The organism is Buttiauxella sp. S19-1 (assembly GCF_022134725.1).
Lineage (GTDB): Bacteria > Pseudomonadota > Gammaproteobacteria > Enterobacterales > Enterobacteriaceae > Buttiauxella > Buttiauxella ferragutiae.
Genome location: NZ_JAHWLU010000142.1, coordinates 1 through 11249 on the forward strand (window position 1 = coordinate 1; position 11249 = coordinate 11249).

Genomic DNA, 11249 nt, shown 5'->3' on the forward strand with positions numbered 1-11249 from the left:
ATATTATTCTGTATTTGATGATAGTTAAACAAAAAAAAGCACCTTTTTCAGCATAAAATAGCGATACAAAGAGCGGAATAAAACACTAGGTTTTAGGGTTTTATACTGGCCATTTTTCAATCCACCACTTATCAAACTGGCATACGTTTGAGGCAAAAATTAATCGTCTGGTATATGGCAGATAAAAGATAAAGCGTCTGACGCAAATAAATTGGTTACACTCGGGGTTTTCCCGCTTTTTGGTTAGCTCGCTTATGAAACTCACCATCATTCGTCTGTTTGAGTGTAGTGCTCAGGATAAGATTGATCTTGCAAAGATCTGGCCGGAATATTCCAGCGCCTCACTGGCTCTTAGTGACGCCCACCGTATTTACGCGGCAAAATTTAACGATCGGCTATTAGGCGCGGTACGCGTCACACTTGCGGGTGCCGAAGGCGCTTTAGATTCGCTGCGGGTACGTGAAATTACCCGTCGTCGTGGCGTTGGGCAGTATTTAGTCGAAGAGGTGATTCGCGATAACCCAGGCATCACCAGATGGTGGATGAGTGACGTTGGTGTGGAAGAGCGTGATGTTATGACGGCGTTTATGCGGGCGGTAGGGTTTGCGGAGCAAAGTGGTGGTTGGGGGAAATGAGATGAATGCGTCGGATGACGCTGGCGCTTATCCGACCTACGAAAACCGTGCCCTGTAGGGTGGATAAGCGCCAGCGTCATCCACCAAAATACCCGCTCTACAAGAGCGGGTATTGTAAAACTTACTTAGCGTCAGTCGCTGTACCGTTGGCATGCCAGGTAAACACGCCAAACTCAAAGCCTTTCAAATCGCCTTTCGCATCCCAGCTCAATGGACCCATTACGGTTTCCACAGAAGCGCCTTTCAGATAAGTAGCGATTTCAGCCGGATCTTCAGACTTGTTCAGGCCCGCAGCCAGAGATTGCAGCGCTGCGTAGGTTGTCCAGACGAATGCGCCACTTGGGTCTTGTTGCTTCGCTTTGATGGCATCCACAACTGGTTTGTTCGCAGGAACCTGGTCGTAGTTCTTAGGTTTGGTGACTAACAAGCCTTCAGCAGATTCGCCGGCGATGTTAGACAGAGAAACGTTTGCCACACCTTCTGGACCCATGAACTGAGTTTTCAGGCCAGCTGCGCGAGACTGACGCAGGATCTGGCCCATTTCTGGGTGGTAACCACCGTAATACACGAAGTCGATGCTTTCTTTCTTCAGACGCGCTACCAGCGTGGAGAAGTCTTTCTCGCCGGCAGTGATACCGTCAAAGAACACTACGTTTGCGCCGCCTTTTTTCAGGTTGTCCTGAACAGAGCGAGCCAGGCCTTCGCCGTACTGTTGTTTGTCATGAATGATCGCGATGTTTTTCGGTTTTACGTGATCAAGAATGTATTTTGCCGCCGTTGGGCCCTGATCAGAATCCAGGCCGGTAGTACGCATTGTCAGTTTGTAACCACGCGCAGTCAGCTCAGGTGCTGTTGCCGCCGGGGTAATCATCAGAATGCCTTCGTCCTCGTAGATGTCAGACGCAGGCTGAGTGGAAGAAGAACACAGGTGGCCGATAACGTATTTGATGCCATCGTTAACCACTTTGTTGGCGACCGCTACCGCTTGTTTCGGGTCACAAGCGTCGTCGTATTTGGTGATAACCAGTTTGTCGCCTTTGATGCCGCCTTTGGCATTAATATCTGCAACCGCTTGTTCTGCACCGGTAAATTCCTGGTCGCCATATTGTGCAACCGGGCCAGACATCGCCCCAACTACCGCTACTTTGATATCCTTCGCAAATGCCGCGTTGCTCATCGCAAGTGCAATACAACCAGCCAATAATGCTTTGCCCTTCATTTTCATCCTGAGATCCCCATTTTTGTTGTGATTGGTATTTGTTGTGTTGTTTTGGCACGGTTTTATTTTTGATTGACGAATACCGCGTGTGCCTTCGCCGCACTCAGAGTTAAAAACATACCCGAATTTGCGGCTTTTGGAATAACAATTTTTTCACAAGTTGAATGGGAAAGTGACAGGCATAAAAAAACCGCCCCGGAAGGCGGTTTTTTATCTGACGAAATAACTTACGCTTCGATGGCCATGCGCAGTTTTTTCATCGCGTTCTTTTCAAGCTGGCGTACACGCTCAGCGGAAACGCCGTAACGGTCGGCCAGTTCTTGCAGCGTGCTTTTGTTGTCTTCATCAAGCCAACGGGCACGGATAATATCCTGGCTGCGTTCATCCAGACCTAGCATGGCATCACTGAGTTTATCAGCCGCGTGCGATTCCCAGTTGTCGTCTTCAATGCCATCGGCAAAGTTAGAAGACTTATCCTGCAAGAACAGCACAGGAGCCATTGGCGCGCTGTCTGAATCGTCGTCGTTGCCCATGTCGAACGTCATGTCCTGCGCCGCCATGCGCGATTCCATTTCACGGACATCTTTGCTGGAAACCCCCAGCTCGTTGGCGACCATTTCCACTTCGTCCTGGTTGAACCAACCCAGACGTTGCTTGGTTTTACGCAGGTTAAAGAACAACTTACGTTGTGCTTTAGTGGTTGCCACTTTCACAATACGCCAGTTACGCAGCACGTATTCGTGAATTTCAGCTTTAATCCAGTGCACAGCAAACGACACCAGACGGACACCCACTTCCGGGTTAAAGCGGCGCACAGCCTTCATCAGGCCGATGTTGCCTTCCTGAATCAAGTCAGCCTGCGGCAAGCCATAGCCCGAGTAATTACGAGCGATATGAACAACAAAGCGCAGGTGAGACAGGATCAGCCTTTTCGCTGCTTCCAGATCGCCCTGGTAATGCAGCTTTTCAGCCAGCTCCTTCTCTTCCTCAGCCGTTAACATCGGCCAGGAATTAGCGGCCCGGATATAAGATTCCAGGTTACCAACAGGGGCTAAAGCTAAATTTTGCATTTCTTTGGTCATTCAAACCCTCTCTTAGAAACTAAAGTACAGGTTGCTACAATCTTGCTGCACCAGGCTATTCGCCAGGCGCCAAACCGTACCATTCACAGTAACCTCAGACAGTGAGGTTATCCACAAGTTCACTGTAAAGCTGTGCTTGTATTACACACAAAATGTGACAGAGCTATGAAACTGGGCAGGAGAAACACTAACCGAGGTGGGAGCGTGTCCCCTGCTGACGGGTACTTCGTAGCAGGGGACAAGTATATCAAAAAATTTTTACTCTGGGGTAAAACGACGTAAATGTTGCACGGTCGCGATCCACGCCGCCAGCCAACCGCTCATCGACGCCACCAGCAGCAGCAGCAAGCATTCGTCGAAACCTAAGCCCGTGAGGTCAAACTTAGTGCCAAATACTTGTGCGACTTGCGTGACCGCAGAGGACAATCGCCACACCAGAATTTCAGTCAGAATCAGCGACAAAAATGCGCCGCTGAAACCTAACAGTGCACCACCGTACAGGAACGGGCGCAGGATAAATCCATCGGTAGCACCAATCAGTTTTTGCACGTTGATGGTGTCGCGACGGGCAAAGATGCTCAGACGTACGCTGTTACCAATCACCAGGAACACCGCTGCAACCATCAACACGCCAATCATTGCTGCGACACGCCCCACAAGACCGGTCAGCGAGGCAAGACGAGCAAACCAGCTGTCATCCATACGGACTTCATCGACACCGTTAATCCGTGCCACGCGGTCACGCAAGGTATTCAGATGGTCGGTAGTCTGGAAGTCGAGTTTTGGATTCACCACCGCAACCGCAGGCAGCGGGTTTTCTTCCAGCATATCCAGCGCGCCACCAAAGCCCGACCAGTTGCGGAACTCACCCAGCGCTTCGTCACGCGAAAGATAGTTAACTTTATCGACGCCCTCTTCCGCCTGAATCGCGCCGACGACTTGCTGCGCGGCGTTATCATCGAGCGCTTTGTCGAGATAAACGGTGATTTGCGGGGAAGGATAATATTGCGTAGCGGCCTGATTGACGTTCTTGTAAACCATGTAGCACACGCTTGGCAACGTCAGGGAAATGGCAATCACCATCACCGTCAGGAAGGTGGCTAAAGGCTTGCTGCGCAGGTCTTGTAAAGCACCCTGCCAGGCGTAACGGAATTGTTCGTTTACGCCGCCTTTGAGCGATTTACTTTTCGACTGAGGCCCTTTGCCGCGTTTTTTCACCGAGCGGCCTAAATCCCCTAACTTACTCAGCGAGTTGATTTTATCCAGCCTGTTGCTGAAGCGCTTTATATGATTGAGCGCGCTGCGTTTATTCACCTGCCAGGCCTCCATGCAAATGGCCGTCACTTAACGTCAACATGCGATAGTTACGGCGGGAAATCAGCCCCATATCGTGCGTCGCCATCAGAACCGTTACGCCGACGCGGTTAAATTCCTCGAACAGACGTAAAATCCCTTCCGAGAGTGCATCATCAAGGTTACCGGTTGGTTCATCTGCCAGCAACACAGCGGGCTTATTCACAACCGCGCGGGCAATCCCCACACGCTGTTGTTCACCACCAGAGAGTTGGATCGGGAAACTTTTCGCTTTATCGAGCAGGCCGACTTTATCGAGTGCCGCCGAAACACGGCGGCGAATGTCTTCACCGCTGGCACCCGCGATAATCAGCGGGATAGCCACGTTGTCGTACACGGTTCTGTCCATCAACAAATGGTGATCCTGGAAGATCATGCCAATCTGACGACGCAGGAACGGCACTTCGCGGCTCTTGAGGCGGCTAATATCATGGCCGCCAAAAGCAATTTTCCCCGCACTTGGCCGCTCAATACCGCAGATAAGCTTGAGCAGAGTACTTTTCCCTGCTCCAGAGTGACCGGTCAGAAAAGCCATCTCACCAGGTTGCATATGGAAGGTCACTCCCTGCAACGCTTGTCTCCCGCCGAGATAGGCCTTACTAACGTGTTCAAAGCGAATCATGGTTAATCCTCTCGGGCAAAAAGTGCCTCAATAAAATCGCCCGCATTAAACGGACGCAAGTCCTCAATACGCTCGCCGACGCCAATATAGCGAATCGGAATACCAAACTGATCGGCAACGGAGAAAATCACGCCGCCTTTGGCTGTACCATCCAGTTTGGTTAGCGTAATGCCTGTCAATCCAACGGCTTCATGGAACAATTTAGCCTGGCTAATCGCGTTCTGACCCGTGCTGGCATCGAGGGTGAGCATAACCTCATGCGGTGCATCTTCGTCCAGTTTTTTCATTACGCGGACGATTTTCTTCAGCTCTTCCATCAGGTGCGCTTTGTTCTGCAAACGCCCTGCAGTATCCGCCAGAAGTACATCGACGTTACGCGCTTTCGCAGCCTGAATGGCATCGAAAATCACTGACGCAGAATCAGCACCAGTATGCTGGGCAATAACCGGAATATTGTTGCGATCGCCCCATACCTGCAATTGTTCTACCGCTGCGGCACGGAATGTATCACCCGCTGCCAGCATTACAGATTTACCTTCTTGCTGGAACTGACGCGCCAGTTTGCCGATGGTGGTGGTTTTACCCACTCCGTTAACACCGACCATCAGGATAACAAATGGTGTTTTGCCTTCAACTTTCAGTGGCTCATCGACTTTCGCGAGGATTTCGCCCATCTCTTCTTTCAGCAGGCCGTATAACGCTTCAGCGTCACGCAACTCTTTGCGGCTCGCACCTTCTGTCAGATTGGTGATGATTTTGCGTGTGGTTTCGACGCCAACATCCGCGATCAGCAGCTGCTCTTCGAGTTCTTCAAACAGATCATCGTCGATTTTCTTGCCGCGGAATAGACTGATAAATCCGGAACCGAGGTTCTGTTTAGTCTTAATTAAGCTGCGTTTGAGACGCGCAAAGAAACCTTCTTTGGTTGGTTTTTCTTGTTCTTGCTGAGGCTCTTGTTCTTGCTGAGGTTCTTCTTCAGCCGGAGATTCTTCGGCTTCTTCAGGTTCCAGCTCGGCCTGCACTTCTTCAACGACGATGGCAGCAACAGGAATAGCTTCAATCAGCGCTTCCTCAACAACCACGTTTTCTACCGGAAGAATGGTCACTTCTTCAGGTTCAGCAAGCGCCTCAGGCTCAACAACATCTTCAACAATATCTTCAACAACAACTGGCTCTTGCTCCGGCTGCCACTCTTCTGGCTCCGGTACTGGCTCAATTTCTGGAGCGATCTCTTCTGGAACCGGCAACTCTTCGTGTTCAACCGCAGCTAGTGCCGTTACTTCAGGTTCTGGAGTGATTTCAGGCTCAACCACCACCACTTCGCTCTCTGCGAGCTTTTCGGTGACTTCGACGATCTCTTCTGCGAAGGCTTCGGGCTCTTCGTGCTTATCAAGCACCACAGGTTCGGCTTCAGGCAGAGTTACTGGCTGAATTTCAGGTTGAACCTCTGTCTGGATTTCTGGCTTAGCGTCGTCAGGCTGTACAGTTTCTTCCGCCGCTTGTGGCTGTTCAGGCTCAATAACCTGCTCAACAACTTCTTCGGCAACTGCTTGTTCTTCTGTTACTTTTTGTTCTGATTCTGCTTCAGAAGCCTGCTCTTTCTGGCCAAAGCCTAGCCATGAAAAAAAGCCACGTTTTTTCTCTTTCGCCATTTGCGAACACACCCCTCGCTGTTAATTCATGGCACAGGCCCGATTGAGCTTGCCACGGGCACTGAAAATAATTATCGAATGAATACGTTAGTCTATCACTTTCCCCGCTTTACACACACCGTTACACTAGACGGCAAGAAATTGCATCGCAGTGAGTCTCATGAAAAAACCGCAATCTACTGGCACCGGCCAGATCCGTATTATTGGCGGCCAATGGCGCGGCCGTAAACTGCCCGTCCCAGACAGCCCTGGCCTGCGTCCAACAACGGATAGAGTACGTGAAACCCTGTTTAACTGGCTGGCACCGTCAATGGTCGAGGCTACTGTGCTGGACTGCTTTGCCGGAAGCGGTGCGCTGGGGCTGGAAGCCTTATCGCGTTACGCCACCAGCGCCACCTTGCTGGAGATGGACCGCCATGTTTCGCAACAGCTGCAAAAGAATCTCGCCACCTTAAAAGCGGCTAATGGAAAAGTAGTGAACACCAATACGCTCAATTTCCTGGCACAACCTGGCGAGCCGCACACTATCGTGTTTGTTGATCCGCCTTTCCGCAAAGGGTTGTTGGACGAGACATTAGCGCTGTTAGAAAGCAATGGCTGGCTGGCAGACGAAGCACTGATTTACGTTGAAAGCGAAGTTGAAAATGGCATGCCCGCAGTGCCAGCAAGCTGGTCGCTGCATCGTGAAAAAGTCGCAGGCCAGGTCGCTTACCGTTTATTTAGTCGTGAAATTTAAGGAACGACATCATGCTGATTAATATAGGCCGCTTGTTGATGCTGGGCGTTTGGGGATTTTTGTTATTAAATATTTTCCAGCCGTTCCCACGGCCGCTGAATATCTTTGTTAACGTCGCGCTGATCTTCACCGTGTTGATGCACGGTATGCAGCTGGCGCTGCTGAAATCAACCCAACCGAAAGATAGCCCGCCGTTGAGCCGTGCTCAGCAAATTAAGATTTTCATCTTTGGGGTGTTTGAGTTGCTGGTCTGGCAGAAGAAACTCCGCCAGGGCAAGTAAAGTCATCCTATTGGGGGTCGGGGATGAAGCCAACAAACCGCGTCCCCTTATACTGCAACGTCCCCGTATCTCCGACACTCATCGCATGATACTGCACCGCCGCCACACGCATTTTCAGATCCAACCCGCCGCTGAGTGGGCGAAACCAAACCTCATAACGCATCGAGTCTTCAACCGGCGTGACTTCACGTTGCCGTGAGCGACGTTCATTACCTGGCGTTTCGCGTTTCGTCGCCACCTGCACATGACTTTGCAGCACTGGTGCTGCATCATTTTCCGCATTCTGACGACGCTGCTGCACAAAGCGAAACGATGCCGCCACGATGATTACCGCCACAACAGCAATGAAGAAAAGTGGCATTTTACTCATAGATTTATCTCGTATTGTCAGGCACTTTTAAGAATACCCTGCCGCTCAGAATATTGTCATCTGGCGCTATTGGTCACTAGACTGACAGGTAGAATCTTGCTTTTAGTACGGTACATTTTAATTTAATACCCTAAGGACAAGCCATGCTTTGGTCATTTATCGCTGTATTCCTCTCCGGCTGGCTCTACGTTGATGCCTCCTATCGCGGGCCAACCTGGCAACGCTGGGTCTTCAAACCTGTCACCCTTTTACTTTTATTACTGCTGGCCTGGCAAGCGCCAATGTTCAACGCAACAGGCTATTTGATCCTCGCGGGGCTTGCGGCAACGCTGCTCGGTGACGCTCTCACCCTGCTGCCCACTCAGCGCATGCTGTACGCCATCGGGGCATTTTTCCTCTCTCACCTGCTGTATACCCTCTATTTTGCCAGTCAGATGACCTTTAGTTTGTTCTGGCCTTTACCGCTGATTTTGTTAGTGGTGGGGGCGTTATTAGTGGCAGTGATTTGGACGCGACTCGAAACGTTCCGCTGGCCGATTCTGACGTTTATTGGCATGACGCTGGTGATGGTTTGGCTGGCCGGTGAGCTGTATTTCTACCTGCCAACGCGCCCAAGTTTCTCGGCCTTTGTGGGTGCCGCGCTACTGCTTTTAGGCAATATTGTTTGGTTGGGTAGCCACTATCGCCGCCGCTTTACGGGCGACAGCGCTATCGCCGCGGCCTGCTATTTTGCCGGGCACTTTATGATTGTCCGTGCGTTGTATATTTGAGGCTAAACAGTGTCGGATGGCGCAAGCTTATCCGACCTACAAATGCCGCGAACTTAATCTGGAAAATTTCCCTCTTGACTCTGGAGTCAACTCCAGAGAGTAACATGGGTAATGAGAACATTATCATTACCCAGGAGGGCACATGCTCAGCTCCCAAAAACCACCGCAATTTGCTAAAGCAAAACTAAGTCCGTTGCCTGCGCAAACGTCCTCCTGCTGTAACAACGACACCTGCAACGCAGCACCGGAAGCAGAAACCATTCCTGACACCGGTGAGCGTTATAGCTGGCTGGTTGATGGCATGGACTGCGCCGCCTGTGCTCGCAAAGTTGAAAATGCGGTGAAGCAACTGGCGGATGTCCAGCGCGTGCAGGTGCTATTCGCCACCCAAAAACTGCTGGTGACTGCGAGTAGCGATATTCGCCCGCAAGTTGAGAAAGCGGTAAAAGCCGCCGGATACAACCTGCGAAATAGCGCCGCCCCGGCGGAGAAAACATCCAGCTGGCGCGAAAACTTACCACTCATGTTGCTGATCGTGATGATGGCGCTGAGCTGGACTCTTGAACAATTTAACCATCCGTTTGGCAAGTTCGCGTTTATCGCCACCACGCTGGTTGGCCTGTGGCCGATAGCCCGCCAGGCGGTGCGCCTGATACGCAGCGGTAATTGGTTCGCCATTGAAACCTTGATGAGCGTTGCAGCCATTGGCGCGCTGTTTATCGGCGCGACCGCCGAAGCCGCGATGGTATTGCTGCTGTTCTTAATTGGCGAACGTCTGGAATCTTACGCTGCCAGCCGCGCACGCCGTGGTGTCAGTGCGCTAATGGCGCTGAAACCGGAAGTCGCTACCCGCATTCGAAACGGCGAGCGCGAAGCTATCGCACTGGCTGAGTTACGCCCGGGCGATGTCATTGAAGTGGCTGCTGGCGGGCGTTTACCTGCTGATGGCCGACTGCTAACGCCATTCGCCAGTTTTGATGAAAGCGCGCTAACAGGCGAATCTATTCCGGTCGAACGCCAGCAAGACGAGAAAGTGCCTGCGGGCAGTACCAGTGTCGACAGGTTAGTGCAGCTCGAAGTGATTTCAGAACCCGGCGACAGCGCCATCGACCGCATCTTGCGTTTAATTGAAGAAGCAGACGAACGCCGTGCACCGATAGAGCGCTTTATCGACCGTTTCAGCCGGATTTACACGCCGATTATCATGGCGATTGCGTTACTGGCAGCCGTCGTCCCGCCACTGTTTTTCGGGCAAAGCTGGGATGAGTGGATTTACAAAGGGCTGGCGCTGTTACTGATTGGTTGCCCATGCGCGCTGGTGATTTCTACCCCTGCGGCAATTACCTCCGGGCTTGCCGCCGCCGCTCGACGCGGTGCATTAATCAAAGGCGGAGCCGCACTTGAACGCCTCGGTAAAATTCAGCATATCGCTTTCGATAAAACCGGCACTTTAACTGCTGGTAAACCGCAGGTCACCGCCATTGAAATGAATGGCGAGATTAATGAAAACGAGCTGCTGGCACTGGCGGCGGCGGTAGAACTTGGTTCGTCACACCCGTTAGCACAAGCCATTGTTCGTGAGGCACAAAACCGTGGGCTGGCATTACCGGTGCCCAGCGCCAACCGCGCGCTGGCAGGTATTGGGGTGGAAGCCACTATTAACGGCGAAACCGTGCTCCTGAGCGCACCGGGTAAACTCGCAGAAAACATTCTCGACACCAGCTGGCAGCAGCGAATTACCCAGCTTGAAGCTGAAGGCCAAACGGTGATTGCGGTGGTGCAGCAAAATCGCTTACTCGGCGCGATTGCACTACGAGATACCTTGCGTAGCGATGCTAAACAGGCTGTTGCTGACCTGAGAAAAATCGGGGTGCAGAGCGTGATGTTAACTGGCGATAACCCGCGAGCGGCAGCAGCCATCGCCGGGGAATTAGGCATGGATTACCGCGCCAGCCTGCTACCTGCCGATAAAGTCAGCGTGGTGAATGAACTCAACTCCCGTTCATCTCTGGCGATGGTGGGTGATGGCATCAACGATGCGCCAGCCATGAAAGCGGCAACCATCGGCATCGCGATGGGTAGCGGCACGGATGTAGCGCTCGAAACCGCAGATGCGGCACTTACGCACAACCGCCTGACCGAGCTTGCCAGCATGATTGGCCTCGCCCGCGCAACGCATAACAATATTCGCCAGAACATTACTATAGCATTGGGACTGAAGGGGATTTTCCTGGTGACCACGCTGCTGGGACTCACCGGCCTGTGGCTTGCGGTGTTAGCCGATTCGGGTGCGACCGCGCTGGTGACCGCGAATGCGTTGCGGTTGCTGCGCAAAAAATAAAAAAGTCGGGTGACGCTTGCGCTTACCCGACCTACGGAACATCTGGTTTTGTAGGGTGGATAAGCGCAAGCGTCATCCACCGTTTTGCCTTAATTCATGCCCAGCATATGCGGTAACCACAACGAAACCGCCGGAATGTAAGTCACCATCGCCAGCACCACCAGCAACACGGCGTAAAACGGCAACAT

General features: G+C 52.0%; 11 protein-coding genes. 5 read left to right on the forward strand and 6 right to left on the reverse strand.

What is annotated here, in order from left to right; genetic code table 11:
- Positions 1-254: 254 nt before the first annotated feature.
- Entirely contained in the window at positions 255-635 is a 381-nt protein-coding gene (gene panM / locus MES37_RS21540) for an aspartate 1-decarboxylase autocleavage activator PanM (protein ID WP_237932613.1), read from the forward strand.
- Positions 636-756: 121 nt separating this feature from the next.
- On the opposite strand, the gene MES37_RS21545 is transcribed toward panM, so the two are convergent.
- From MES37_RS21545 to ftsY, 5 genes are all read right to left on the reverse strand, one after another.
- Positions 757-1860, reverse strand: a complete 1104-nt coding sequence (locus MES37_RS21545; RefSeq protein WP_237932614.1) for a branched-chain amino acid ABC transporter substrate-binding protein — start codon at positions 1858-1860, stop codon at positions 757-759.
- A gap of 221 nt (positions 1861-2081) precedes the next feature.
- Positions 2082-2936, reverse strand: coding sequence for an RNA polymerase sigma factor RpoH (rpoH, locus tag MES37_RS21550; RefSeq protein ID WP_034499532.1), 855 nt, complete (start codon positions 2934-2936; stop codon positions 2082-2084).
- Between the two features lie 258 nt (positions 2937-3194).
- A complete protein-coding gene (ftsX, locus tag MES37_RS21555; protein ID WP_269811582.1) occupies positions 3195-4265 on the reverse strand; it encodes a permease-like cell division protein FtsX in 1071 nt (356 codons plus the stop codon).
- Complete coding sequence (gene ftsE / locus MES37_RS21560) at positions 4243-4911, reverse strand: cell division ATP-binding protein FtsE (protein ID WP_064542330.1); 669 nt, start codon at positions 4909-4911, stop codon at positions 4243-4245. The genes ftsX and ftsE overlap by 23 nt, the downstream gene beginning before the upstream one ends.
- 2 nt (positions 4912-4913) lie before the next feature.
- On the reverse strand, positions 4914-6563 hold the full coding sequence (ftsY, locus tag MES37_RS21565) for a signal recognition particle-docking protein FtsY (RefSeq protein WP_237932616.1): 1650 nt from the start codon (positions 6561-6563) through the stop codon (positions 4914-4916).
- Between the two features lie 160 nt (positions 6564-6723).
- Between ftsY and rsmD the strand changes: the two genes are divergently transcribed.
- Both rsmD and MES37_RS21575 read left to right on the forward strand, forming a co-directional pair.
- Entirely contained in the window at positions 6724-7299 is a 576-nt protein-coding gene (rsmD, locus tag MES37_RS21570) for a 16S rRNA (guanine(966)-N(2))-methyltransferase (protein WP_064542324.1), read from the forward strand.
- Between the two features lie 11 nt (positions 7300-7310).
- Positions 7311-7580 carry a DUF1145 family protein gene (locus tag MES37_RS21575; protein WP_064542321.1) on the forward strand — a complete coding sequence of 90 codons (270 nt, stop codon included), beginning with the start codon at positions 7311-7313 and terminating at the stop codon, positions 7578-7580.
- 7 nt (positions 7581-7587) lie between these two features.
- Here MES37_RS21575 and MES37_RS21580 read toward each other — a convergent pair whose 3' ends face one another.
- The gene (locus tag MES37_RS21580; RefSeq protein WP_064542318.1) at positions 7588-7950 is read right to left on the reverse strand and encodes a DUF2500 domain-containing protein; all 363 of its coding nucleotides are present in this window, start codon (positions 7948-7950) and stop codon (positions 7588-7590) included.
- Between the two features lie 143 nt (positions 7951-8093).
- On the opposite strand from MES37_RS21580, the gene MES37_RS21585 reads away from it, so the two are divergent.
- Together MES37_RS21585 and zntA are read left to right on the forward strand one after the other, a co-directional pair.
- Positions 8094-8720, forward strand: a complete 627-nt coding sequence (locus MES37_RS21585; protein ID WP_064542315.1) for a lysoplasmalogenase — start codon at positions 8094-8096, stop codon at positions 8718-8720.
- Positions 8721-8862: 142 nt separating this feature from the next.
- The gene (gene zntA, locus MES37_RS21590) at positions 8863-11061 is read left to right on the forward strand and encodes a Zn(II)/Cd(II)/Pb(II) translocating P-type ATPase ZntA (RefSeq protein ID WP_237932617.1); all 2199 of its coding nucleotides are present in this window, start codon (positions 8863-8865) and stop codon (positions 11059-11061) included.
- Positions 11062-11249: the final 188 nt, after the last annotated feature.

Excerpts from the sequence above, each read along its gene's own strand:
- panM (WP_237932613.1), top strand. The coding sequence starts at position 255 with ATGAAACTCACCATCATTCGTCTGTTTGAGTGTAGTGCTCAGGATAAG.
- MES37_RS21545 (WP_237932614.1), bottom strand. The coding sequence starts at position 1,860 with ATGAAAATGAAGGGCAAAGCATTATTGGCTGGTTGTATTGCACTTGCG.
- rpoH (WP_034499532.1), bottom strand. The coding sequence starts at position 2,936 with ATGACCAAAGAAATGCAAAATTTAGCTTTAGCCCCTGTTGGTAACCTG.
- ftsX (WP_269811582.1), bottom strand. The coding sequence starts at position 4,265 with ATGGAGGCCTGGCAGGTGAATAAACGCAGCGCGCTCAATCATATAAAG.
- ftsE (WP_064542330.1), bottom strand. The coding sequence starts at position 4,911 with ATGATTCGCTTTGAACACGTTAGTAAGGCCTATCTCGGCGGGAGACAA.
- ftsY (WP_237932616.1), bottom strand. The coding sequence starts at position 6,563 with ATGGCGAAAGAGAAAAAACGTGGCTTTTTTTCATGGCTAGGCTTTGGC.
- rsmD (WP_064542324.1), top strand. The coding sequence starts at position 6,724 with ATGAAAAAACCGCAATCTACTGGCACCGGCCAGATCCGTATTATTGGC.
- MES37_RS21575 (WP_064542321.1), top strand. The coding sequence starts at position 7,311 with ATGCTGATTAATATAGGCCGCTTGTTGATGCTGGGCGTTTGGGGATTT.
- MES37_RS21580 (WP_064542318.1), bottom strand. The coding sequence starts at position 7,950 with ATGAGTAAAATGCCACTTTTCTTCATTGCTGTTGTGGCGGTAATCATC.
- MES37_RS21585 (WP_064542315.1), top strand. The coding sequence starts at position 8,094 with ATGCTTTGGTCATTTATCGCTGTATTCCTCTCCGGCTGGCTCTACGTT.
- zntA (WP_237932617.1), top strand. The coding sequence starts at position 8,863 with ATGCTCAGCTCCCAAAAACCACCGCAATTTGCTAAAGCAAAACTAAGT.